26 protein-coding genes are annotated in these 24,265 nt (G+C 68.6%); 13 read left to right on the top strand and 13 right to left on the bottom strand.

Features of this window, described 5'->3' with window-relative positions; translation table 11 throughout:
- Positions 1-7: 7 nt before the first annotated feature.
- Genes K7711_RS24190 through pyrR form a run of 4 tightly spaced genes read right to left on the bottom strand, consistent with a single transcriptional unit; the run spans position 8 to position 3,497 of the window.
- Entirely contained in the window at positions 8-517 is a 510-nt protein-coding gene (locus K7711_RS24190) for a PH-like domain-containing protein (protein ID WP_040824981.1), read from the bottom strand.
- Positions 517-1,833, bottom strand: coding sequence for a dihydroorotase (locus tag K7711_RS24185; protein WP_222971700.1), 1,317 nt, complete (start codon positions 1,831-1,833; stop codon positions 517-519). Before K7711_RS24185 ends, K7711_RS24190 begins: the two co-directional genes overlap by 1 nt.
- Before the next feature lie 31 nt (positions 1,834-1,864).
- Positions 1,865-2,827, bottom strand: a complete 963-nt coding sequence (locus tag K7711_RS24180; protein ID WP_222971699.1) for an aspartate carbamoyltransferase catalytic subunit — start codon at positions 2,825-2,827, stop codon at positions 1,865-1,867.
- A 34-nt stretch (positions 2,828-2,861) separates the two neighbouring features.
- Positions 2,862-3,497 (bottom strand): bifunctional pyr operon transcriptional regulator/uracil phosphoribosyltransferase PyrR, encoded by a 636-nt coding sequence (gene pyrR, locus K7711_RS24175; RefSeq protein WP_222971698.1) that lies wholly within the window; start codon positions 3,495-3,497, stop codon positions 2,862-2,864.
- A 423-nt stretch (positions 3,498-3,920) separates the two neighbouring features.
- Between pyrR and K7711_RS24170 the strand changes: the two genes are divergently transcribed.
- Positions 3,921-4,799 carry an alpha/beta fold hydrolase gene (locus K7711_RS24170; protein WP_308014914.1) on the top strand — a complete coding sequence of 293 codons (879 nt, stop codon included), beginning with the start codon at positions 3,921-3,923 and terminating at the stop codon, positions 4,797-4,799.
- A gap of 18 nt (positions 4,800-4,817) precedes the next feature.
- Here the strand turns inward: K7711_RS24170 and K7711_RS24165 are convergent, their stop codons facing one another.
- Entirely contained in the window at positions 4,818-5,408 is a 591-nt protein-coding gene (locus K7711_RS24165; RefSeq protein ID WP_222971696.1) for a TetR/AcrR family transcriptional regulator, read from the bottom strand.
- A 135-nt stretch (positions 5,409-5,543) separates the two neighbouring features.
- On the opposite strand from K7711_RS24165, the gene K7711_RS24160 reads away from it, so the two are divergent.
- On the top strand, positions 5,544-6,455 hold the full coding sequence (locus K7711_RS24160; protein WP_222971695.1) for an alpha/beta hydrolase family protein: 912 nt from the start codon (positions 5,544-5,546) through the stop codon (positions 6,453-6,455).
- A 356-nt stretch (positions 6,456-6,811) separates the two neighbouring features.
- On the opposite strand, the gene K7711_RS24155 is transcribed toward K7711_RS24160, so the two are convergent.
- Entirely contained in the window at positions 6,812-7,396 is a 585-nt protein-coding gene (locus K7711_RS24155) for a TetR/AcrR family transcriptional regulator (RefSeq protein ID WP_222971694.1), read from the bottom strand.
- An 83-nt stretch (positions 7,397-7,479) separates the two neighbouring features.
- On the opposite strand from K7711_RS24155, the gene K7711_RS24150 reads away from it, so the two are divergent.
- Entirely contained in the window at positions 7,480-8,382 is a 903-nt protein-coding gene (locus tag K7711_RS24150) for an oxidoreductase (protein WP_222971693.1), read from the top strand.
- Positions 8,383-8,471: 89 nt separating this feature from the next.
- On the opposite strand, the gene K7711_RS24145 is transcribed toward K7711_RS24150, so the two are convergent.
- Positions 8,472-9,278 (bottom strand): helix-turn-helix domain-containing protein, encoded by an 807-nt coding sequence (locus K7711_RS24145; RefSeq protein ID WP_308014913.1) that lies wholly within the window; start codon positions 9,276-9,278, stop codon positions 8,472-8,474.
- A 136-nt stretch (positions 9,279-9,414) separates the two neighbouring features.
- Between K7711_RS24145 and K7711_RS24140 the strand changes: the two genes are divergently transcribed.
- Both K7711_RS24140 and K7711_RS24135 read left to right on the top strand, forming a co-directional pair.
- Entirely contained in the window at positions 9,415-9,837 is a 423-nt protein-coding gene (locus K7711_RS24140) for an SRPBCC family protein (RefSeq protein ID WP_222971692.1), read from the top strand.
- 93 nt (positions 9,838-9,930) lie between these two features.
- Positions 9,931-10,890: an NADP-dependent oxidoreductase gene (locus K7711_RS24135; protein WP_222971691.1), complete on the top strand. Its 960-nt coding sequence runs from the start codon at positions 9,931-9,933 to the stop codon at positions 10,888-10,890.
- A 95-nt stretch (positions 10,891-10,985) separates the two neighbouring features.
- On the opposite strand, the gene K7711_RS24130 is transcribed toward K7711_RS24135, so the two are convergent.
- Entirely contained in the window at positions 10,986-12,002 is a 1,017-nt protein-coding gene (locus tag K7711_RS24130) for an NAD-dependent epimerase/dehydratase family protein (protein ID WP_222971690.1), read from the bottom strand.
- 74 nt (positions 12,003-12,076) lie between these two features.
- Between K7711_RS24130 and K7711_RS24125 the strand changes: the two genes are divergently transcribed.
- From K7711_RS24125 to K7711_RS24110, 4 genes are all read left to right on the top strand, one after another.
- On the top strand, positions 12,077-12,700 hold the full coding sequence (locus K7711_RS24125; protein ID WP_222971689.1) for a TetR/AcrR family transcriptional regulator: 624 nt from the start codon (positions 12,077-12,079) through the stop codon (positions 12,698-12,700).
- A gap of 140 nt (positions 12,701-12,840) precedes the next feature.
- A complete protein-coding gene (locus K7711_RS24120; RefSeq protein WP_222971688.1) occupies positions 12,841-13,467 on the top strand; it encodes an alpha-ketoglutarate-dependent dioxygenase AlkB in 627 nt (208 codons plus the stop codon).
- 101 nt (positions 13,468-13,568) lie between these two features.
- Positions 13,569-14,282, top strand: a complete 714-nt coding sequence (locus tag K7711_RS24115; protein WP_222971687.1) for an HD domain-containing protein — start codon at positions 13,569-13,571, stop codon at positions 14,280-14,282.
- A 149-nt stretch (positions 14,283-14,431) separates the two neighbouring features.
- Entirely contained in the window at positions 14,432-16,450 is a 2,019-nt protein-coding gene (locus K7711_RS24110) for an MHYT domain-containing protein (RefSeq protein ID WP_222971686.1), read from the top strand.
- A 43-nt stretch (positions 16,451-16,493) separates the two neighbouring features.
- Here K7711_RS24110 and K7711_RS24105 read toward each other — a convergent pair whose 3' ends face one another.
- Complete coding sequence (locus K7711_RS24105) at positions 16,494-17,051, bottom strand: DUF4334 domain-containing protein (protein WP_372460180.1); 558 nt, start codon at positions 17,049-17,051, stop codon at positions 16,494-16,496.
- 277 nt (positions 17,052-17,328) lie between these two features.
- On the opposite strand from K7711_RS24105, the gene K7711_RS24100 reads away from it, so the two are divergent.
- The 3 genes from K7711_RS24100 (at position 17,329) to K7711_RS24090 (ending at position 20,123) form a co-directional block, all read left to right on the top strand.
- Entirely contained in the window at positions 17,329-18,483 is a 1,155-nt protein-coding gene (locus K7711_RS24100; RefSeq protein ID WP_222971685.1) for a serpin family protein, read from the top strand.
- Between the two features lie 85 nt (positions 18,484-18,568).
- Positions 18,569-19,825, top strand: coding sequence for an SLC13 family permease (locus K7711_RS24095; RefSeq protein WP_235747643.1), 1,257 nt, complete (start codon positions 18,569-18,571; stop codon positions 19,823-19,825).
- Positions 19,826-19,913: 88 nt separating this feature from the next.
- Positions 19,914-20,123, top strand: a complete 210-nt coding sequence (locus K7711_RS24090; RefSeq protein WP_222971684.1) for a hypothetical protein — start codon at positions 19,914-19,916, stop codon at positions 20,121-20,123.
- 48 nt (positions 20,124-20,171) lie between these two features.
- Here the strand turns inward: K7711_RS24090 and K7711_RS24085 are convergent, their stop codons facing one another.
- Positions 20,172-20,747 carry a TetR/AcrR family transcriptional regulator gene (locus K7711_RS24085; RefSeq protein WP_222971683.1) on the bottom strand — a complete coding sequence of 192 codons (576 nt, stop codon included), beginning with the start codon at positions 20,745-20,747 and terminating at the stop codon, positions 20,172-20,174.
- A gap of 82 nt (positions 20,748-20,829) precedes the next feature.
- Here K7711_RS24085 and K7711_RS24080 point away from each other — a divergent pair, with 82 nt between their 5' ends.
- Complete coding sequence (locus K7711_RS24080) at positions 20,830-21,810, top strand: quinone oxidoreductase family protein (RefSeq protein WP_222971682.1); 981 nt, start codon at positions 20,830-20,832, stop codon at positions 21,808-21,810.
- A 73-nt stretch (positions 21,811-21,883) separates the two neighbouring features.
- Here K7711_RS24080 and nusB read toward each other — a convergent pair whose 3' ends face one another.
- The 3 genes from nusB to K7711_RS24065 are packed head-to-tail and all read right to left on the bottom strand — an operon-like array spanning position 21,884 to position 24,150.
- Positions 21,884-22,396: a transcription antitermination factor NusB gene (gene nusB, locus K7711_RS24075; protein ID WP_040825018.1), complete on the bottom strand. Its 513-nt coding sequence runs from the start codon at positions 22,394-22,396 to the stop codon at positions 21,884-21,886.
- Positions 22,397-22,416: 20 nt separating this feature from the next.
- Entirely contained in the window at positions 22,417-22,980 is a 564-nt protein-coding gene (efp, locus tag K7711_RS24070; protein WP_222971681.1) for an elongation factor P, read from the bottom strand.
- Positions 22,981-23,028: 48 nt separating this feature from the next.
- Positions 23,029-24,150, bottom strand: coding sequence for an aminopeptidase P family protein (locus tag K7711_RS24065; RefSeq protein ID WP_222971680.1), 1,122 nt, complete (start codon positions 24,148-24,150; stop codon positions 23,029-23,031).
- Positions 24,151-24,265: the final 115 nt, after the last annotated feature.

The following is a 24,265-nucleotide window of genomic DNA, read 5'->3' as shown; positions in this document are numbered from 1 at the left end:
TGCCCGGTCACGTCGTCTCTTCTCCCGTCTTCGTGCTGGTCGCCGCGGCAACCCACGCCGGATACACCGTCTTGTCGTCGCCGCGGAAACCGGTGTCCACCTCGGTTCCCGTCGGCAGCTTCCAGCGAATCACCAGCACACCATCTTGTGTCATCACCTTGCCCGCATGACCGCGTTCGGTGCGGACCGCGGTGATGGACTCCTGCGGAATCCACAGCACCTCGGCACCGTCGCGCTCGAGCAGGATGCCGCGTTCGAAGCGGGTCAGCTCCGCCGCGGCCCGGAAACCCAGATCGCCCACCGCGATCCGGTTCTGCCAGCTGGGCGCGAGGGTCGTACCGGTGTACAGACCCGTCGTCGGTTCCAGCACCTGCGCGCCCAGTTCGGCGGGCACCGGCGGCAGCTCGCCGACCGCCTCGGCCTGCCGCCGGGCCTTCTTCTGCCACGCCCGGTACATCAGCCACAGGCACAGGCAGAAGAGTACGAGTAGCAGGGCGACCTGCAGTGTCCGCTCCATCAGGACGCTCCCGTGGTCTCGTCGCGCGGTTCGGGTTTGCCCTCGCGCGCGGTGACCCGGCCACGCAGGAAGGTGGCACTCACCCGCGCGGGCAGGGTCATCGAGTCGAAGGGCGTGTTCTCGGAGATGCTCGCGAGTTCGCTCGCGTGCACCGTCCAGGTCGTATCCGGGTCGATCAGCACCAGATTCGCCGGCTCGCCGACCGCGAGCGGCCGACCCTGATCGTCCAGGCCCGCGATCCGCGCCGGATTCTCGCTCATCACCCGGGCCACCCCGCGCCAGTCCAGCAGGCCGGGCGCGACCATGGTCTGCACGATGACCGACAACGCGGTCTCCAGTCCCAGCATGCCGGGGCGGGCGGCGGCGAATTCGCAGCACTTGTCCTGTTCGGCATGCGGCGCGTGATCGGTTGCCACACAGTCGATCACGCCGTCGGCGAGGGCGCGGCGCAGGGCCTCGGCATCGGAGGCCTCGCGCAGCGGCGGATTCACCTTGTTGACCGCGTCGTAGGTCTCCAGCCGCGAATCGTCCAGCAGCAGATGATGCGGGGTGACCTCGGCGGTGATCGAAATCCCCTGCCCCTTGGCCCATTTCACCAGCTCGACAGTTCCGGCGGTGGACGCGTGGCAGATGTGCACGCGCGCACCGGCGTCGCGGACCAGCAGCGCGTCGCGGGCCACGATCGACTCCTCCGCCGCACGCGGCCAGCCGGCCAGGCCGAGCCGGGCGGCATTAGGGCCCTCGTGCGCGATCGCGCCCGCGGTCAGCCGCGGTTCCTCGGCGTGCTGGGCGATCAGTACGCCGAGTGAGCGCGCGTATTCCAGGGCGCGCCGCATGATCAGCGGGTCGTGGACGCAGTGTCCGTCGTCGGAGAACATCCGCACCCGCGCCTCACCGGCGGCCATGGTGCCCATCTCGGCGAGCTGCTCACCGGCGAGGCCGACGGTGACCGCGCCGACCGGGTAGACGTCCACCAGGCCGATCTCCCGCCCGCGCCGCCACACGTGGTCGGTGACCACGACCGAGTCCGCGACCGGAGTCGTGTTGGCCATCGCGAAGACCGCGGTGTAGCCGCCCAGAGCCGCTGCGGCCGAGCCGGATTCGATGGTCTCGGTGTCCTCGCGGCCAGGTTCGCGCAGATGCGTGTGCAGATCCACGAAGCCGGGCAGCAGGTATTTGCCCGAGCCGTCCACGACCTCGGCATCACCGGCGTCGAGCGAGGGACCGATCTCCCGGATCTCGCCCTCACCGAGCCGCACGTCGACCGCGTCGCCGTCGCCGTAGAGGCGCACATTCCGGATCAGGACGTCGTTCATCGGGCTCCTATCCCTTCGTCCGTCCGGCTGCTCATGCGGGCTCCCCCGCCCCGACCAGCAGGCGGAACAGCACCGCCATGCGCATGTGCACGCCGTTGGTGACCTGTTGCAGCACAGCGGCTTTCGGCGAATCCGCCACCTGCGGCGCGATCTCCATACCGCGCAGCATCGGACCCGGATGCAGCACCACCGCATCGTCGGCCAGCAGCGCCATGCGCCGCTCGTTCAGCCCGTACCGCACCGAGTACTCACGCGCCGAGGGGAAGAAGCCGCCGTTCATCCGTTCGGCCTGCACCCGCAGCATCATCACCGCGTCGGCGCCGGGCAGTTCGGCGTCGAGCGAATGCGAGATGCGCACCGGCCACTGCTCCACACCCACCGGCAGCAGTGTGCGCGGCGCGACCAGCACCACCTCCGCGCCCAGGATGCTCAGCAGCAGGGCGTTCGAGCGGGCGACCCGGCTGTGCAGGATGTCGCCGACGATCACCACCCGCTTACCGTCCAGCGAGCCCAGCCGCTGCCGCAGCGTCAGCGCGTCCAGCAGCGCCTGGGTCGGATGCTCGTGCGTCCCGTCCCCGGCGTTGATCACCGCCGGGCCGGGTCCGGCGAATCCGCCTGCGCCACTGTCCATCTCACCGAACCAGCGGGCGATCTGATGCGCCGCGCCCGAGGCGGGATGCCGCACGATCAGCGCGTCGGCGCCCGCGGCGTGCAGGGTCAGCGCGGTATCGCGCAGCGATTCACCCTTGGAGACCGACGAACTCGACGCACTGACGTTGATCACGTCGGCGCTCATCCACTTCCCCGCCACCTCGAACGACACCCGGGTGCGGGTGGAATTCTCGAAGAAGACCGTCATCACGGTGCGTCCGCGCAACGTCGGTAGTTTGCGCACCTCGCGCCCGAGCAGGGCCTGCTCGAAACGCTGTGCGTCGTCCAGGAGTTCGGTGGCCGCGTCGCGATCCAGATCGGTCACCGACAACAGATGCCTCACGCGCGCCCTCCTCGCGCCTGGTCGGCGGACGTCCTCACGCCTGAACCTCCTGATGCAGGTAGACGCCGTCCCGGCCGTCGTATTCGGTCAGCAGCACCGAGATGTCCTCACTGCGCGAGGTGGGCACGTTCTTGCCCACGTAGTCCGCGCGGATGGGTAGTTCGCGATGGCCGCGGTCGATCAGCACCGCCAGCTGCACCGCGCGAGGGCGGCCCAGATCGCGCAGGCCGTCCAGGGCCGATCGCACGCTGCGACCGGAGAACAGCACGTCGTCGACCAGCACCACGAGCGCGTCGTCGATGCCGCCCTCGGGGACCGAGGTCCGTTCGAGCGGGCGGTGCGGGCGGTTGCGCAGATCGTCGCGGTAGAGGGTGATGTCCAGGGAGCCGAGTGGGGGGCGCACACCGGAGAACTCGTGGATGCGCTCGGTGAGCCGTTCGGCGAGAGTGGTTCCGCGGGTGGGGATTCCGATCAGCACCACGCGCGGGGACTCCGGATCGGTGGAATCCAGTGCGGTCTTCTCGATGATCTGATGGGCCATTCGGGCGATGGTCCGGCCGACATCCTGGGCGGACAGCAACTCACGCCCGGCCCGAACCCATTCGGGATCGTGCCGCTGCGAATACTCGGCAGCGTTCGACCTGACTGACCCGTCTTCGGGCACAGCCATGTCGACCTCCTTCCCCGCCTCACGGGACGGTCCGTTAAAGGATGTCTTTCGGGTGCCGAGCTTAGCAGTTCGGCGGGTTCCCACCCGCACCGCACCCCCTGGGCAATCGATGCCTCGCACCGCCGGTTCAGCGCTGCGGCACGCCCCCACCGGCTCGATGTTCCGCAACGCTCCGACCAGCGTCTTCACATCGATGTTCAGGTGGCCGGTCGGCATTGTCAGGCAAATACGCGGTTATCGCATCGCCGGGCGCAGCGTTCGACACCGACATCCGCGCTTCGTGATGGGAGCAACCTCACACGGGCGATCACGGTTCCCGGCGCAGCGGGATCTCACGGGCCGTGGGATCGATGCAAGATCGGCAATGCCACATACAGTACCCATCTTCATACGCCGTATATCGGAATGTGCGATGCTCGATGGGTGAGCAACGATGCCGAATTCAGCGAGCCGCGCCGTGTGAGCTTCCGCGGCCAGGGTGGGATCACACTGGCCGGGGAGAGCTGGGGACCCGACAACGGGCCGCTGGCGGTATTCCTGCACGGCGGCGGTCAGACCCGGCACTCCTGGAAGGATTCCGGGGCCGCGCTGGCCAAGGTGGGTTTGCAGGCGCTGCTGCTGGACGCGCGCGGACACGGTGAGAGCGACTGGGCGCCCGACGGCGACTACTCGCGCGAATCGATGACCGCCGACCTGCTGGGCATCCTCGCCGAACTGGACCGCCCCGCCATCGTCGTCGGCGCGAGCATGGGCGGGCTGACCGCGCTGCTGGCCACCAACCGCCCCGGCAGTGAGCGGATCGCCGGACTGGTCATGGTCGACGTCGTGCCGCGCCCGGAACACGAGGGCGTGGAACGGGTGCTGAACTTCCTCGGCGGACATCAGGACGGTTTCGCCAGCCTGGACGAGGCCGCCGACGCCGTCGCGGAATATCTGCCGCACCGCACCCGCCCCCGCAGCAGCGACGGCCTGCGCCGCAACCTGCGGCTGCGCGAGGACGGCCGCTGGTACTGGCACTGGGATCCGGCGATGATGTCGGGCAAGGTCGAGGACATCGAGGCGCACACCGTCGCTCTGGAGGAAGCCGCCCGCCGGCTCGACATTCCGGTTCTGCTGGTTCGCGGCCGCCTGTCCGACGTGGTCAGCGAACAGGGCGTCGCGGATTTCCGCACCCTGGTCCCGCAACTGGAATACGTGGAGATCAGCGCCGCCGCACACACCGCGGCGAGCGACGTCAACGACGAATTCTCCGATGCCGTGGTCGATTTCGTGCGCGCACACCTCGGCGAACAGCAGAGCTGAGCCCCGCGACCCGCGATCTCACTCCCTTTCTCGGTCGGGCTGTACCGAAAGGCCCGCGAGGAGTACGTCGACCATGTGGCGGGCACGGTAGTCGGGGAAGGTTCCGGCTCCGATGCACAGGTTGCCGATGGCGATCATCAGGTCCAAGGGCCGTACGTCCGCGCGGAATCGACCGGCGTCGACACCGGCCCGCAGCAGATCGCCGAGCACCGGTACCAGCCGATCGACGAATTCGGCGTGCAGGCTCTCGAACCCGGCCTGGTCGGAATGCAGCGCCTCGGCTAGGCCGTGTTTGGTCACCAGGAAGTCCGTGAACCGCGCCACCCATGAGCGCAGAGCCGCCTCCGGAGCCTCCGAAGTGACGGTCTCGGCGGCGAGCCCGTCGACCTGATGCCGGAAGACCGCGACCACCAGGTCCGGGCGGGTGGGGAAATGCCGATAGACGGTCCCCATGCCGACGCCCGCCTCCGCGGCGATGTCCCGCACCGGAGCGTCGACCCCCGCGCGCGCGAAGACCGCCGCGGCGGCATCCAGAACTGTCTGCGCGTTCCGGCGCGCGTCGGACCGCTTGCGCCGGCCGGCCCCGGCTTCTTCATCGGCCGATGACATGGCGGACACCTCCCAGGTTGCCAAGCGGAGCAGCGCTCCGTATATTTCTAATCGGAGCGTTGCTCCGGAATTCATTTTGCCAGATCACCATTTCCGGCATCGCCATCTCCGATCCACGAGTGAGGACCCACTCCCATGCATGACATCGCCGCAACCCCGGCCGCCGTCGTCTCGGTCGCACCCATCACGCTCGCCGCCCCCGATCACGGCCGGGACCTGTCGGTGCGAGTCAGCGCGCCGACAACCGGTCACAACCTGCCGATCGTCGTCTTCTCGCACGGCATGACCCTGGACATGGACGATTACGCACCGCTGGCCCGATTCTGGGCCGCGCACGGTTTCGTCGTCGTCCAGCCCACCCATCTGGACTCTCTCGGCCTCGCGCCCGACGACCCGCGCACCCCACTCATCTGGCGCATCCGCACCGACGACCTGACCGGCATCCTGAACCAGCTCGATGCGGTCGAGGCAGGGGTGCCCGGACTGAGCGGGCGTATCGACCGCGAGCGCATCGCGGTCGCCGGACACTCGTGGGGCGCACAGACCGCGAGCACGCTGGCGGGTGCGCGAATTCTCGACGGCGGCACGCCCGGCGAGAGTATGGCCGACTCGCGAATCGGCGCGGCGGTGCTGCTCAGCCTGCCCGGCACCGGTGGTGCGGACCTGTCGCCGATGGCCGCCGAATACTTCCCGTTCATGAGTCCCGATTTCGACGATATGAAGACACCGAGCCTGATCGTCGCCGGAGATAGCGACCGGTCCCCGCTGACCGTGCGCGGTCCGGACTGGTTCACCGACGGCTACCGCCTCGCGCCGGGCGCCACCGATCTGCTGACCCTTTTCGGCGCGGAACACGGACTCGGCGGCATCCAGGGCGCGCACGACACTCGGACCACTGACGAAAATCCGGAGCGCGTCGCGCTGGTACAGCGAGCCACGCTGGCATATCTGCGCACTACGTTGGGACTCGACGACACTGCCTGGCCTGCCGTTCGGGCAGCCTCGGCGTCGGCCTCCGAGCCACTGGGCCGGATCGATTCGAAGTAAGCACAACCCGGGCCGGTGCATTCGCGCGAATACCTGCCGCGGACGACCGTGATCACCTGTCGCGCGGCGACATCGCCACGATGGGCGTCGCGCGGCACGATTCAGCACCGCACCTGCCTCGCTCTGACATCGCCGCGACGCCCATCGCCCAGCAGGATTCAGCACCGAAATCGCCTCGCCCCGTGTCCATCGCGCAGCGTCGTCGAGCACGAAACTCGCCTCGCCCCAACGTCGCCGCGGTGTCCACCGAACAGCGTGATTCGGCACCGAAATCGCCTCGCCCCGACTCCGCCACGACGCCCGTCGACCAGCGTGATTCAGCGCGAAGGCCGAGCTCGGTAGGCGCACGGTCGGCGTCAACGATGCTCACGCAGGAACAGGGTGACGGCGTCGGCGGCGAGCGTATCGGCAAGTTCGGCGGGCACTCGTCCCGAAGTGATGAGGGTGGCGACGCCCTGGAGGGTGGCGATCAGCAGCAGGCGCAGCCGGTCGGGATCACCGGACGGGAGCGCGCCGGTTCGTTGCCCCTCGGCGATCAGTTCCCCGGCGGTGGCGAACAGGCGCGCGGGCCCTTCGGCCGGAACAGAGTGTCCCGCACGGGTTTTGGCGGCGAACATCAGATCGACCAACGCGCCGTCGCGGGTGGCGAATCGAATGTAGGCGATCGCCGCCGCCCGCAGACGTGCCGGATAGTCGTCACCGGCCCGATCGGTCGCGGCGCCGATCTCCTCGGCGAGACGATCGAATCCCACCCCGGCGAGCGCGTCCAGCAACGCCTGCCGATCGGGGAAGTGACGCCGCGGCGCCGCGCTGCTCACCCCCGCCCGCCGGGCGAGTTCACGCAGCGACAACCGATCGATGCCGTCGTCCCGAAGCGTTCGTTCGGCCTCGGCGAGCAGCACCGACCGCAGATTGCCGTGGTGATAGGCGTGATCGCTCATGATCGTCACCTTAACATTCGAATGTACCCACCGATTACAATGTACCCATTGACTACAATGTAGTCGATGGGTACATTGGCGTCATGACTACCTTTCACGGTGTGGATCTGCCCGACCTGTCCGGAACCACGGCGGTGGTGACCGGCGCCAACAGCGGAATCGGACGGTCGGTATCGCGGGCGCTCGCCGCCGCGGGCGCGCGGGTCGTGCTGGCGGTGCGCAGTATCGAGCGCGGACATACGGCCGCGCACGGAATCGGCGGCGACACCGAGGTCCGCGAACTCGACCTCGCGGACCTCGGCTCCGTGCGAACCTTCGCCGCGGACTGGGACGGCCCGATCGATCTGCTGATCAACAATGCGGGTGTGTCCGGGCCGAGCCTGACCCGCACAACCGACGGATTCGAGTCGAAATTCGGCATCAACCATCTCGGCCACTTCGCGCTGACGAACCTGCTCCTGCCGCACATCACCGGCCGAGTCGTCACCGTGGCCTCACAGGCCGAACGGCTCGCCCGGCTCGACTTCGCGGATCTCAACTGGGAGCAACGCCCCTACCAGGCATCCCGGGCGTACAACGACTCCAAGTTCGCGAACCTGCTGTTCACCGCCGAACTGCATAGGCGATTGACCGCGGCCGGATCGAATGTCCGGGCGAACGCGGCACATCCCGGCCTGGTCGCAACCAATATCTACCAGCACGACGGCCCGCGACGCCCGATCGACCTGATGTGGTCGGCCGTACTCGGACTGCTGGCCCAGGACGCGGACCACGGCGCACTGCCGGTGCTGTACGCCGCTGTCGCCGACATCCCCGGCAACAGCTTCACCGGTCCCCGGCACCTGGCGCACATGCGCGGCGCACCGCAACTCATCGACCGCTCCGAACCGGCACAGGATCCCGAGCTCGCCCGACGCCTCTGGAACGTCTCCGAACAACTCACCGGAATCGGATTCCCGCTGCCCAGCGGTACCAGCACCCGATGACACACATCCCCATGGCCGCACCTAACGGAAGTATCCAGTTCCACATCGACCTCTGCCGTGATCGCAGTTGCCCGATGTCGGTGCCGCTTTCAGACCCGCGGACGCAACAGGGCGCGTATCGCCGATGGCGGATAGCCGACCTGTGCGCGTAGCGTTCTCGCGAGATGGGCCTGGTCGGCGAACCCCAGCTCCGCGGCCAGATCGGCCAGGCTCCGGTCGGACCGTTCGATCGCATCCAGGGCGCGCGCGACGCGAAAACGATTGCGGTAGGCGGTGATCGACTCCCCCATCTCGCGCGAGAACGCCCGGCTCAACCGGAACGGCGAAACCGCCAGCCGCTGTGCCAGCGGTACGAGTCCGGCCGCCGCCGGATCACGCTCCCGGATCGCCTCCCGCGCTGCGGCGACCAGTCCGTGATCCCGACGTCCGGACACGCCGGGGAGGGGGCCGGGCACCGCGCGCCGCACTGCGACAGCCAGCAGCCCGATCAATTCCTCGGCCAGCGCGAAGTCCTGATCACCGGACCGCGTCGCGATCAGACATCGCCGATGAGCCAGGTCCAGACGTCCGTCCACGGCAATCGCCGCCACCGAAACGCTCCCGGAGCCCGCCAACGATCGCCACAGCGCGGAATCCACCGTGACGGCGGTGCACACATCACCGCCCGCGGGATGCGCGAACTGCTCCGACTGCCCCGGCGTCGCCAGATACGCGCACAGGCGATCGACTTCGACGGTTCCGGCATGCCCGCGCCTGCGGAATCGGCCACTTCGCACCATCACCAGCCGATGCGCCGACGACGATTCGGGCTCCGACCAACCCCGATGACATCCATCGCAGACGACCGTGTGCACCGCGTAACGCGGCCGCACGGCGAGGGCTGAGGAGGTGAGCACGGACCGACCGTACGCCGGAGGTCCGACAGGTTTGCGGCGCAAGAATGTTCAAGACGCGAGCCGAATCCGCGCGGCACACTCGGACCGTCCCGGACAGCGCCGCTGTCCACCGAATCGCAACCCCCGGAGTACCGACATGGCAACCGTCCGAACGGAATTCGAGATCGCGGCCGACGCCGCCGACATCTGGGCGGTGATCCGCCGATTCGACACCGGCCCGCTGCGAATGGCGCCGGGATTCGTCACCGGCTGCACCGCCGACGGCGATCACCGCCGCGTCACGTTCGCCGACGGCACCGTGGTGCACGAGCGACTCGTCTCGGTCGACGAAGAACAGATGCGCCTGGCCTACAGCGTCGTCGGCGGCGATGTGACGCCCGAACACGACAACGCCGTCATGCAGGTGGTCCCGCTCGGTCCCGGGCGCAGCCGATTCGTCTGGCTGCGCGATCTGCTGCCTGCCGAGTTGAGCGAAGGCTTCCTGGCCGCCATGCGCGCTGGCAGCGAATACATCGAGCGAACCCTCGCAGCGAACGGCGCGGATGCGCGCTTCAGCTGAAACGGATCACGCTCCGCTTATGTTAGTCTGGTTCAGATAAACGGATCACAGTCCGTTTCGATACGGGATCGCGGAGCGAGGAGCCGAACAAGCATGCAGCAATACAGCACTCGAACACCGACGAGCACGAGCAGGGCAGTCCGGCTCGAGTCATTCGGCGGCCCCGAAGTCCTGGACGTCCACGAGGTACCCCCGCCGCGCGCCGGTGCGGGACAGATTCGCGTGCGAGTTACCGCAGCCGGACTGAACCCGATGGACTGGTTCATGACCTCCGACGCAGAAACCGCCGCCCGGTTCGGCCTGAGCCTGCCGGCCGGGTTCGGAACCGACTATGCCGGAGTGGTGGACCAAATTGGTGACGGCACAACGGGGTTCACGACCGGCGACAGAGTGTACGGCGGCGCGCTCTCCCGCGCGGTCGCCGACTTCGTGATCGTCGAAGCAGCAGGGACCATCGCGGTGGGAGGCGACGCCCACCACACCCCTGACGGCATCGACGACCGCACCGCCGCCACGCTTTCGATCGCGGGCTGCACAGCCGCCGCCGCCCTCGCTGTGGTCGATCCCGGGCCGGGCGACACGGTGCTCATCGGTGGCGCGGCCGGTGGCGTCGGAGTGTTCGCCGTCCAGTTGGCGCGCCTCGCGGGGGCGCGGGTGATCGGGACGGGATCGGCGACATCGTCGGACTTCCTGCGCAGCCTCGGGGCCGAACCGGTTGCCTACGGCGACGGTCTGGCCGACCGTGTCCGCGGCCTCGCCCCGGGCGGCGTCACCGCAGCGATCGACCTGCACGGGACGGAGACGGCGCAGGCCGCACGAGAACTCGGCGTCGTGGACGCGCGCATCACCACCATTGCCGCCCAGATCGACGGGATCACGCCGGCCAACGGCGCCAACGCCGCCCCCGGCGCCCTGGAAGAGATCGCCCGCCTGGTCGCGACGAAAGAACTCCGAGTACCGATCGCCGCACATTTTCCGGTCGAGCAGATCCGCGCCGCCGTCGAACTCCAAGCCGGTCGCCACGTGCACGGCAAGGTCGTCATCGACCTCTAGGGAATCTCAGGGACGCGACGCTTCCCGGGACCGGGCGGCTGGAGCTACAGATTCTGCGGGGTTCGGGTAGCGATGACGGCTGAGGGAATGCGGCCTCAGACGAGTCCGTGCTCGACCAGGCTGCGGCCGGTTTCCTCGATCGTCTCGGGTATCGAGCGGAAAGGCCGGCCAAGGAGCGTCTCGGCAGGCCCCCGGTCGAAGCGTTGCGCCGATCCGATGAGCCATCGGTTGTCGCGCAGCTGAGGTTCGAACATGCTCGCGACCCAGGTCAGCCAGGTCGGCATCGCGCGGGTGGGCATCTTCGCACTCGCCTCGGGCAGCCTCGCTCGCAGCACCGCGGCGACGTCGATGAGCGATGACGGGTCCGTGGCGAGGATCGTGCGCGTGCCGCCCGCCGTCTCGCCGGTCATGGCCTCGATATGCGCGTCGGCGACATCTCGCACGTCGATCCAGGGAAGTCGCAGGTCGGGAATCATCGGCAGCGCCCCTGCCATGATCTGCTGGATCGCCGTGACCGAGGTTCCCGGGTCGTCGGAGAGAAGCGGGCCGATGACCCCGCCCGGGTTGATGACGGCGAGGCGGTCGCGCGCGCCGCGTCGTTCGGTGATGTCCCACGCCGCGCGCTCGGCCCGGACCTTCGAGGTGACGTAGGCGCCGAGCCCGCGCTGATCGAGCGGGGTCCAGTCGGATGCCGTGAAGAGGTGATCCTTTCGCGCCGGGGCGTACTGCACCGTCGCGAGGGCGGAAGTGACCACCACGCGGTCCACGCCCGCATCGAGCGCGGCGTTGATCGCCCTGGTCGTGCCCTGGACGGCGGGACGGATCAGGTCATCCGGGTCCTTCGGCTTCGCGGTGACGAAGGGGGAAGCCACGTGCTGCACGAAACGGCACCCTTCGGTCGCGGCCGACCACCCCTCGTCCGAGAGCAGGTCGAGTTGCACGATCTCGAGTAAGGCGTCGTCCGCGACCGCCGCCATCGCGGCGCGCACCTCGTCGGCGCGGGCCGGCGACCGCACCGACCCGCGGACCGCGTATCCGCGGCGCAGAAGCTCAGCGGCGATGTGGCCGCCGATGAATCCCGAAATGCCTGTGACCAGAACCGTGTCCGCCATGTCCACCCAATCGATCTGCCATCTTGACAGTGAGTAGTTTACGTACGATCTACTCACTGTCAAGATGAGGCATCATGATGACCGAGGAGCCCAGGACCGGCGATCGCTACCATCACGGCAACCTGCGCACGGCGCTGCTCGACAGCGCGCTGGAGGTGTTGACCGAGAGCGGCGTCGCCGACTTCAGCATGCGCGAGGCAGCGCGACGGGCCGGTGTGTCGCAGTCCGCCCCGAAGCACCACTTCGGCGATGCGCGCGGGCTGCTCGGCGCGCTCGCCACGCGCGCCTACCGCCAGCTGTGCGAGCGTCTCGAGGCGGTCGAGCTCTCCGGGCGCGATGTGCGTGAGCGGGTGACGGCGCTCGCATTCGAATATGTTGCGTTCGCGCGGGACAACCGCGCGCTGTTCGACCTCATGTGGCGTATGACGCAGTTCGACTACAACGATCCGGAACTGGCCGAGCAGAAGTACCGCGCCCTGCGCGCCCTGGATCGCGTCCTGCGCGGCACCGATGCCGCGCCGACGTCCGAGGAGGATCCCGCGCTGATGCAGAGCTACGCAGTGTGGTCGCTCGTGCACGGCTACACCACCCTCGCACTGGAGGGCGCGATCGGCGAGGAAGCTGCCGACCCACTGGCGAACGACCTGCTCCCCGCGATGCTTCAGCTCATCGATGTCCGCCCCGGAGATCCGCGGTGAACCGACGAACACTCCACGTCGTCGTGTCACCGATGTCCTGATGGAGAACCGTCACCGATGTCCTGCGACACGGCACGGAAGTTCGACTCACCGGACATCGATGCTTGAACATATGTTCGATAGAACGTAGATTCGAGCGCATGTCGGTACCGCTGCAGGGATCGTTGCTCGACGGATTCGAGGAGATCACGCTCGGTCCGCTCGACGGGGTGCGCCGGGTGAACCTGTCCGGCGGTGCGTGGGTCGATGTGCTGCCGGGCTGGCTGGGCGGGGCGGATCTGCTGTTCGATCGACTCGTCACGGCGGTCCCGTGGCGCGCGGATCGCCGGCAGATGTACGACCGAGTGGTCGACGTGCCGCGGTTGCTGCGGTTCTACGAGGAGGGCCGGGAATTTCCGGACCCGGCGCTTCAAGCCGCGCGAATCGCCTTGAGCGAGTACTACTTCGACGAACTGGGCGAGCCGTTCCGCACAGCCGGGTTGTGTTATTACCGGGACGGGGCGGACAGCGTCGCCTGGCACGGCGACACCTCGGGTCGCGGCGCGACGCACGACACGATGGTGGCCATCGTGTCGATCGGCGCGCCCCGCGCGCTGCTGCTGCGTCCGCGCGGCGGCGGCGAGAGCCTGCGGTATTCACTGGGGCACGGCGATCTGATCGTCATGGGCGGATCCTGTCAGCGCACCTGGGAGCACGCGGTGCCCAAGACCCGCCGCGCGGTCGGCCCACGAATCAGCATCCAGTTCCGGCCACGCGGCGTGCGATGAGCCCCGCCCCGGCGCGCGGCCCGCACCCTGTCCCCGTTCGGTCACCGTAATTTCGCCTACCGATGGGTCACTTCGTCGGTCCGGCCCGATAGATTGGGGCCATGAACGCGACAGGGGCGGGAATTCTGGCCGTGATGCCGCTGCACACGATCAGCGAGGTGCACGGCGAGGAAGGGCTGCGCCGCAGGCTCGCCCTCGAGTCGGCGAAACTGGACGAGCCCGAACGCGTCGGCGCGGCACTCGAATTGGTCTCGGACCTGCATCGCGACGACCGGTACGGCCGCGAACCCTATCTGAGCCACCTACTGCGCGTGGCGATCCGGATCGTCAGCCACTACGAGGTGCGCGACACCGATCTGGTCGTGGCGGCCCTGCTGCACGACGCGGTCGAGGACCACGCACCCGAACTCGCGAGCGGCCGAGAAGGATCCGCGACCGAGGGCGCTCTCGCCGCGGTGCGCGAGCGTTTCGGCGAGCGGGTCGCCGAACTCGTCGCCGCGGTCACCAATCCCGCCCGCGAGCCGGGCATCGATCGCAATCACCAATACCGCGCGCACATCGCCACGAGTCTGGAGAGCGATCCGTGGGCACGGGTGGTGAAACTGTCCGACTTCACCGACAACGGTGTCGGCATCCTCTACGCCACGAGCCCGGCCATGGAGAAGCTCGCGATCAAATATCGCCCGCTCACCAGCGTCTACCGCGATCTGGTCACCCGGCCCGACACACCGCTGGCCGCACACGTCAAGCAGCACATACTCGCCCAGCTCGATCTGGCCGACGAACGTTTCGCCGCCATCCTCCAGGAGAACTGACCGCCGCTGTCCCGATGCCGCCGACGGTGATTCGGTCCGCCGCGCATCGGTGATCCGCCACCCTTTCGGATGATTCGGGGTGCGGTGCGGCCGAGAACGCGAGACCATCACCGGGCTCGGCGTTTGGCAAATGGAAGGACCTCCGGCGGATGAACGGCATCGATCGGATCGCGACGAACCTGGAGTCACATCTCACGATCACGGTGCTCGCCGCCCTCGGCGCGGTCGTGGTCGTCTGGGGCGCGATCTGGGCCGTGCGATCGGCCCGGCGTCGCGGACTGACCGGAGAACAGGCCGGCACGCTGCTCGCGGCCGCGATCGCGACGGGTGTCAGCGCGCAGGGCATGTGGGTGTTCTTCGACAAATCCCTGCACCTGACGTTGTCGTTGCGGATCATGTTCTTCGCATTCCTCGAGATCATGGTGCTGACCTCGGCGTTGCGAGCCCGCAGCGCCCAGCAGGTCAGTGGCAGCGCCGGAATCGACGGCGTCGCCATGTGGGTGCTCACCTGCTTGTCGGCGGTACTGGCTGCCACCGATGCGGACAATGCCGGCACCGTACTGATCCGCCTGTCCGCGCCGCTGGTCGCGGCGTGGGGATGGGAACGCAGCATGGCCCTCGAACGTCGCCGCAGCGGCGCTCTGGGCGGAATCAATTGGCGCATCACACCCGAACGCATGCTGATCCGGCTCGGCATCGCGGATCCCACCGACCGCACCGCAGATGAGGCCGCGCGACAGCGGCGCCTGATCGACGTCGCCCTGGCCGCCGATCACGCGCGCACCTTGCGCGAGACCGGCGCCGGATCGCGACGGATCAACCGGGCCCGCCGACACCTGCAGCGGGTCATGCGCCGCGCGGTCGAGGACGGCGGCCTGGTGGACAACGCCCGCGCACCGCGGACGGTGCTGATGGACAATCTGCGCATCCTGTCCGGCACCGGCGCACTGGTGGATCTGGATCTGCCCAGTCCGTGGATCCTGGACGAAGAATCCGACACCTCGACCAGCGGGATGTTCGCTGCCCCGGCACTCGTGGCCTCGGGTGCGGCAGCCGACTCGCACGCAGTCGTGTCGGACGAGATGTCCCCTGTCCCCTCCTCTGCAACGCAGAACTCATCGAGATCAGCTGGCGCACAGGCGATTCCAGGAGAATGGATAGCGTCGTCCGATCAGGCGACATCGATGTCGGCCGCGCAACAAGAGAGCCGCCCCCAGCCCGAACCTCGGATGCCCGCACCGGAAGCGCCGAATTCAGCAGCGGGACAATCGACCTCGCCAGCAGAGCAGATGTCGTCGGTCGAGCAAGCGCAGCGGACAGCACCGATGTCGACGGCGGAGCAGCTCCCCTCCGCGTCGACGGAAGGCCGACCACTTCCGGCGACAGCACAGACCCCGGCAAACGGCCGACCGCTCTCGCCGACCACACAGACGCAGGAAGCGGGCCCCTCGGCACAGACCCAGCAGGCCGAAGCAGGACAGCCACTCCCGGCGACCGCACAGATTCCGGAAGCGGGCCAACCGACCCCGCGAGCGGCACAGACCCCGGATCCAGGGCAGGCACTCCCGCCGACGACGCAGACCCCGGCAGACGATCCGGACCTCTCGGCAGTGACGCAAACGCTGCCGGCGGTACAACCACGCTCGAATACGGCCTGGACATGGCAAGCGGGGCAAGCACTTCCACCGATGGCGCCGAACCCGTCGGGGCAGACGCCGGCGGACGCCGCACGGACGGCACCCGCCCAATCCCCGGAACAGGAGTACGCCGAACCTGCCGGACCGTACACGGCAACGGCGACACCGACCGCCTCACCGCAGACGGCGCAGTCCGAATCCGCTCAGGCCAATCGTCAGTACCGGCGCGATCCGGCGTTCCGCGAGCGCGTGCGCGAACTCCACGCCGACAACGCGCCGACCAGCGAGATCGCCGCGCAACTGGGCACGAGTTCCCGCACCATCCGACGCATCATCGCCGATCTGGGCGCCGAATCCGATACCTCGGGGCGGCCGAACCGCAATCCCGCACAGGCCGCGGTATCGAGCTGGCACAACGGTTTCCGCGTGCTACCCGGTGGAAATACCACCACCGCACCGGGATCCGGCGGCGCCAAGAGCACGGCCGACGAGCAGCCCCCGCACCGCACCGATCGCTCGATGGAGCAGTGACCGCCCGCCCGGCGGCGATTCCGCCGGGCACACTCGGCCGCGCTCAGGAGTGATCGCGCGACAGGATGAAGAAATACGGGTCGCTCATCCCGCGCATATCCATCACGCCGAGCAGCGTATCGCCGTCGACCAGGCGGAAGCAGTCGATGATCGGCAGGTGGTCGTACACCATCGCCGCGCCGACCTTGCCGCGGAATTCCAGGTCACGCAGCCGCGCGCGCGGCGATCCCGCCCGCAGGGCCGGACGCAGCAGCGGCAGCAGCCGTCGGCAGAATCGGACGCCGGCCAGCGGAATCCGGCCCGCGAGTGCGAGCGGGACGCGACGCGGGTCGACCGGGAAGATGTGCTCGTCCGGTCCGGCGAACAGCAGCGGTTGCACGCTGTCGGCACTGTCGAATTGTTTTCCGTACCAGCCGGATCCGACCAGCACACCCTTCCACGGATGTCCGGTGTCCAGTTCGCCACCGCGCCAGCGACCGGTGGTGATCTCCTCGACGCGAACTCCGGGGAGGCTGTCGAACAGTTCCCACGCCTGCTGCGGGGTGCAGCCCGTGCCGCGCAGCTCGTCCAGCCGCGCCGCGGGTGTGCCGATACCGGCCACGCCAGCCTCCTCGATTCGTGCGAAAGAAAGAACAAACGTCTCTCACAATATCTCGACACGCCGAGACCGCGAACACGTCCGTCCTCTGCGGAGGATCCCTTGACCTCGAGTGCGGTTGAGATACCAGGATGATCACCGACCCCGGTCCGCGAATCCGCCCGATGCGGTCGCGGAACACCCCGTCGTTCTTTCGTACACCCGTCGGCGGGGTTCCGGGGCACACCCCCGGTGCGCTGCACACCGGATGCGGCATCGCCCGATGGCTACCCTGGATCACGTGCAGTCGAGCCTTCTGTCGAATGTCGCCGCCGCCAACGACCTGACCGGTCGCTGGTGCGAGCGGGCGGGAAGTGACGACTTCGTCCTGTCGGGCTGCGGAATCTGGCCGCTGCTGGGCATTCTCGCCGATGCCGCCGACGAACCCGCGCGCTCCGAACTCGCCGCCGCCACGTCGATCGCGGCCGACGAGTCGAGAGCCGCCGCACTGGCCCTGCTCACTGAAATCGCCGATGCCGACTCGACGTCCGCCGCGCTCGGTGTCTGGGTCGATCCGGACCTCACCCTGCACGACGTATGGGTTCGCGCCCTCCCCGAGGGCACCGTCGAGAAACTGACCGGCCAACCCGCCCTCGACTCCTGGGCCGACCGCCACACCGGCGGGCTGATCGATCGCTTCCCGCTCGACGTGCGGCCCGACACCCTGATGGTGCTGGCCACCGCGATCGTCGCGAAAACCTCGTGGCGCATACCATTCGACGACGACGTTCTGGAACCGGCATCGGGCCCCTGGGCGAGCCATCGCGGACCGGGCCTGTCCCGCAATTCCGAAACACTCGGTGATGCGGCCCTACTCACCGCACCGGCCCCTGTGACCAGGGTCGTCGTACGCGGTACCGGCGACCTGGACGTACACCTACTCCTCGGCGACGCCTCCCCCGCCGAGACACTGCGAGCCGGACTCGGCGTCCTGGACGGCTCGGTCGAGGTGAATTCCGCCCTGCAGATCGGCGACACCGGCCCCGGCCTGACCGTCCGGCAGACCCGCGCGGTGGCCGACACCCTGCGAATCCAGTTGCCGCCGTTCGAAATCCATTCCGCACACGACCTGCTGGCGCACCGCGATCTGTTCGGCCTGCGCACCGCGACCGACCCATTGGCCGGACACTTCCCGGCACTGTCCGACACACCCCTGTGCGTCGACGCCGCCGCACAGAACGCCCGCGCCCGATTCACCCGAGAAGGTTTCGAGGCCGCCGCGGTCACCGCCGTCGGCGTGGTCCGCGCCGTCGCATTCCGCCGCCCTCACGCCACGACCGAAATTTCGGTGAACTTCGACCGGCCCTTCGGGTTCCTGGCCGTCCACCGCCCTACCGGATTGGCCGTCGTGGCCGGATGGGTGGCACATCCCCCGCAGGCCACCGGATCGCGCTGACCTCGCAGCGATTCCCCCGATGTTGCCCGGATGTCCTCCCGGGACCGGTCGGAACGCGTCGGTGGCCTCTGAGATGATGTCTGTGATGCCCGAGCAGACCGAACTCGACCAGCGGACCACGACCGCGCGAACACTGCCGATATCCGCGAGACTGCGCCGGGTAGCTCTGCTGGACTGGATTCGGTTCGCGCTGCTCGTTGCCGGGTTGCTCTGCGTGGCAACGGGTTTGCTGCCGCGCGCCGAGGCCGCGAGCAATATGCGCCGGATCGCGCCGCTGCTGTTGTTCCTGGGCAGTGTGATCGTGCTGGCTCAGCTGGCGCGGCGGGCGAGGGTGTTCGACGTGATCGCGCATCGGGTGGCGATCCTGGGCCGCGGAAATTACGCGGCGTTGTTCGTGCTGTGCGTGCTGTTCGCCACGGCGACCACCACCCTGCTCAACCTCGACACGACCGCGGTGCTGCTCACGCCGGTGATGCTGGCCCTGGCCGGGCCCGCCCGGATCACGCCGCTACCGCTGGCGATGACCACGCTGTGGCTGGCCAACACCGCGAGTCTGCTGTTGCCGGTCTCCAACCTGACCAACCTGCTCGCGGCGAACCGGGTCCGGCTGGACGGCGTCGGATTCGCGGCGCGCATGTGGGCGCCGCAGCTGGCCTCGGTGCTGATGACGATGCTGGCGTTGTGGATCTGGTACTGGCGGCGGCGCCGCCGCGGCGCGGACCGCTACGTTCCCCCGCAGCCGGTGCGCGCGGCCGATTCCCGCGAACGCATCCTGATGGGTGTCACCGCGGGCGCGTGCCTGCTGTTCGTGGTCGCCATCCCGCTCGTCGGAGACAGCATCGGCCTGGCCGCGGCCGCGGCGGCACTGCTGGCGATCGCGGCCTTCGCCGTCCTGGATCGTCGTGTGCTGCGCTGGTCGCTCATCCCGTGGCAACTGCTGATCTTCGTGGTCGGTTTGTTCCTGGTGGTTCCGACGCTGAGCCGATTCGGCCTCTCGACGCTGATGCACACCCTGATCGGTGACGATCCCGGCGTGTCCGGGGCGCTGCGTGCCGCGGCCGCCGGGACCGGACTGTCCAACATCGCGAACAACCTGCCCGCATACACCGCAGGCGAGGCGGTGATACCGGCCGGGAATCGGAATCAGTTGCTGGCCTTGCTGATCGGCACGAACGTGGGATCGGTGGTCACGCCGTGGGCGTCCCTGGCCACCCTGCTGTGCCTGGAGTTCTGCCGCACCCACGGCGTGCGCGTGCCGATGCGCCGATTCCTGGCCACCGGACTCGCCCTGGCCGTCCTCGCGACCGCGGCCGCCGTCGGCGCGCTGCTGATCACTGGCTGATCGGCGCAGATAATTCCCCTGGTCGGATGTTCCGCGGCCATGGCATTGTGGGAGCCGGTTCCCTGTTCGCGATCATCTGGGGGTTGGTGTGAGAAAACTCGTTCCCGTCATCGGCCTGGCATTCTGCTGCGCGGTGGGCATCGCGGCGCCGGCGGCGAGCGCCGACGCGTGGACCGACGGCCAGGTCCAATGGGCGAACTGCAAGGGCGCCGGGCATTCGGACGCGTATTGCAATACCCAGCTGAACGGCAAGCCGTCGCCCGCACCCGCCCCGGCGTCCAGCGGGTCCACCGGATAACACCGGTCCGCTACCACCTGCACCGGGCCGGGCGTAGATCTCGTCCGCTCACCGCGGCGCGAGCACCGAGGACACCAGATCCCGCATCCCCTGCTGGATCCGCTCTCGCCCCACCGTCTGCCTCGCGCGAACGACCATCTCGCTACCCAGTGGCGCCATCAGCAGGGCCGCGGTGGTCTCCGCGTCCAGTTCCGGCCGCGCCTCACGCAACAGGCCGGTGATATGCGCCGCCCAGAAGGCGTGCAGCTTCTCCCGTTCGGGATGTTCGGGCAACGTCTGGTAGGCGACGACCAGGTCGAGGTTGTCCAGCGCCAGTTCCGTCATCGCGTCGAAGTACGCCAACAGCCGCTCCGCCGCAGGCGCACCCGGCCCGAGCGGCGGCGGACCGTGCACGACCGCCTCACGCAACGCGAACGCGCGTTCCCCGACCAATTCCTGCAACAGCCCCGCCCGAGAGCCGAAGCGATGAAAGATGGTCCCCTTGCCCACCCCGGCGGCGGCCGCCACGCGCTCCATCGTGACTCCGGCCGCGCCGTGCTCGGCGAACAACGCCGCGGTCGCGTCCAGGATCGCGCGTCGATTGCGCGCGGCGTCGGCGCGTTCCTTACGGGGTTCGCCGGACATGCCGTCCCTTCGTTGACAACTTGACCGACGGTCCATATCGTCGGAAACGAAACTTGACCGTCAGTCCACTTATGGAGTTTCGATGCAGGCAATCGTAATGACCGCCGTCGGCGAGCCCGAGGTACTCCTCGCCCGCGAGGTGCCGGACCCACACCCCGGCCCCGGTGAGATCCTGGTGCGGGCCACCGCGATTCCGGTGCTCTATCCGGAGATCGCCCTGCGCGCAGGCATTTTCCCGATGGTCGCCGAACTTCCCGCGGTATTCGGATTCCAGGCGGCCGGATCGGTCGCCGAGATCGGGCCAGGGGTGGATGCCACACTGCTGGGAGCGCGAGTGGTCGCGGTCACCGCGGGCTCGGGAGCGTATGCGGAAATGGTTTGCGTGCCAGCGGAATCCGCGATCGTGATCCCGGCGGAACTGCCGACCGAGAAGGCCGCCGCGGTACTGATGGGCGGATCGGTCGCGACGGCTCTGCTGCGTCGGGCAGCACTCACCGGTACCGAAACGATCCTGGTCCAGGCCGCGGCCACCGGTGTCGGCGGCTATCTCACCCAGCTGGCGAAGGAATTCGGGGCGAAACACGTCGTCGCCACGGTGGGCGGGGACAAGACCGGTCGTGCCCGCGCGCTCGGCGCGGACGAGGTCCTCGACCACCGCGACCCGCACTGGACGCGCCAACTGCGAGACATCCTCGCAGGCAACACGATCGATGTCGCGTTCGAAGCGATCGGCGGCTCGTCGGCGGCGGAACTCCTGGATCTCATGACCCCGTTGCACGGCCGGATGCTCGGGTACGGCTCGCTGTCGGGAGAGCCCGCCCCCATCACCGCCACGGACCTGCTCGCCCGCGGCCTCACCTACACCGGCTGCGCGGGCCCGGCCTGGCTGAATCTCGTCGCCACCACCCGCGCCGAGGTGCTCGAGCGCGCCGCACAGGGCGGACTCGAGCCACTGATCGACCGGACGCTGCCGCTGGATCGGGCGGCGCACGCCCATCGACTGGTCCAGGACCGGCAGACCACCGGAACGATCATCCTGCAGCCGAATCCGACTGCCCCATAACGCGATCGGGCCGAAGCCCCGGCTCGGCGGGATCCTCGGCCCGATCGCGAAACGACTCCGCAGGTCCGGAAAACTACTCCTCGGACCCCGAAACCGGCGTGCTGCGAGTGGCCGCCGCGGCCGCGCGGACCTGCGGAGCCACCCGGACCACCTGGCCCAGCACACCGTTGATGAAGCTCGGCGAATCGTCGGTGGACAACTCCTTGGCCAGCTCCACCGCCTCGTCCACGGCCACGACCGGGGGAACGTCGTTGGCGTGGAACAACTCCCACACCGCGACCCGCAGGATGGCGCGATCCACGGCGGGCAGCCGCGAGAGCGTCCAGTCCTGCAGGTACGACTCGATGGTGCCGTCCACCCGGTCCAGATCGTCGGCCACACCCTCGACCAGCGTGCTGGTGTACGGGTTCACCGGCGCGACCGAATCGTCGCCGGTGGACAACTGCACCCGCTCGGTGATCAGCTCGGTCACGTCGATATCGCGCGCCTCGGCCTCGAACAACAGGTCCACCGCGCGCCGACGCGCCTTGTGCCGGGCGCCGAGCTTCTTGTACTGGGACTTCTTGTCCCCGGGCTGATCGGCCACAGTCGCTGGCTTCCCTCGGGTCAGGAGTTGACGCGGCTGATGTAGGAACCGTCGCGGGTATCGATGCGCAGCTTGTCCCCCTGGTTGATGAACAGCGGCACCTGCACTTCGGCGCCGGTCTCCACGGTGGCGGGCTTGGTGCCCGCGCTGGACCGGTCGCCCTGCAGGCCCGGCTCGGTGTGGGTCACCACGACGTCGATGGCGACGGGGAGCTCGACGTACAGCGCCTCGCCCTCGTGCATCGCGACCTGGACGCTCATGTTCTCCAGCAGGAAGCCCGAGGACTTGCCCAGTACGGATTCGCCCAGGTTGATCTGGTCGAAGGTGTCGCCGTCCATGAAGATGTAGTCCGACCCGTCGTGGTACAGGTAGGTCATATCGCGGCGGTCGACCGTCGCGGTCTCGACCTTCACGCCGGCGTTGAACGTCTTGTCGACCACCTTGCCGGACATGACGTTCTTCAGCTTGGTGCGTACGAAGGCAGGACCCTTGCCCGGCTTGACGTGCTGGAACTCGACAATCTGCTGGAGCTGATTGTCGATCTTCAGCACGAGGCCGTTCTTGAAGTCGCTGGTGTCCGCCACTGTCCTCGGATCTCCTTGTCGTGAAGTAACTACTGTTCGGGCCGCGCGTCAGTCGACGACGGTCAGGTCTTTGCTGGTGAGCGTGAGCAGCTCGGGACCCCCCTCGCGTACCACGAGGGTATCCTCGATCCGGACACCGCCGCGGCCCGGGAAGTACACACCTGGTTCGACGGTCACCGCCACGCCACCGAGCAGTGTACCCGTGCCCGTTTTGGCGAGACCGGGCGCTTCGTGGATCTGCAGACCGACGCCGTGTCCCAGGCCGTGCACGAACAGCTCGCCGTGCCCTGCCGCGTCGATCACGCCCCGTGCGGCCGCATCGACCTCGGCGCATCCCACACCCGGTTTCAGCGCCTTGCGCCCGGCCCGCTGCGATTCGCGAACCAGGTCGTACACCTCGCGCTGCCAGTCGTCGGGCTCGCCGAGGACGAGGGTGCGGGTCATGTCCGAGTGGTAGCCGTCGACGACCGCACCGAAATCGAGTTTCACGAAATCACCCGCGGCCAGCACCGCGTCGGTGGGGCGATGATGCGGCACAGCGGAATTCGCGCCCGCGGCGACGATGGTCTCGAAAGCCACCGCCTGACCTCCGTGCTCGAACATCAGCCATTCCAGATCCCGCGCGACCTGTCGCTCGGTGCGGCCGGGCCGGATGCCGCCGCGCTCGAGCAGCGCGGCCAGCGCCGCGTCGGCCGCCGCACAGGCCGCGCGCAACCGATCCACCTCGTAGTCGTCCTTGACCATGCGCAGCTGTTCCACCAGGCCGGGCGCCGCGACCAGTTCCAGTCCGGTGGCCTGGTCGACGAAGCCGCGGTGCTGGTCGACCGTGACGACATGGCTCTCGAAGCCGACGCGCCCGGTCTGCCACTCCCCGGCCAACTCCACGATCCGGCGCGCGCTGGCCCGCGCGATCTCCGCGCGCAGATCCGGCACCTGCTCGCCGACCTGCGTGATGTACCGGCCGTCCGTACAGATCACGGTGCGCGCTTCGGGCGTGTCCCAGGCGTAGACCAGCAGGGCGGCATTGGATCCGGTGAATCCGGTCAGATACCGGATGTTCACCAGGTCCGTCACCAGCAGGGCATCGACCCTGTTCTCCACCAGTAGGTCCCGCAACGCAGCCCGGCGGGCTCCGTGGTCGGGGCGCCGGGCACCGTGATCAGCAGACATGGCCTCAACGCTACCGCTGTCGGCCCCGAACATCCCCATGTCGTATCCCCATACTGCTACACAGCCCGGCCGGAACGGCCGCCCGCTCGGCGAGCTGGGCGAATGCCCTACTCCG

Origin of the sequence: Nocardia coffeae, assembly GCF_019890715.1 — a bacterium.
GTDB lineage: Bacteria > Actinomycetota > Actinomycetes > Mycobacteriales > Mycobacteriaceae > Nocardia > Nocardia jiangxiensis.
This window is presented reverse-complemented; position numbering and strand designations above follow the sequence as displayed.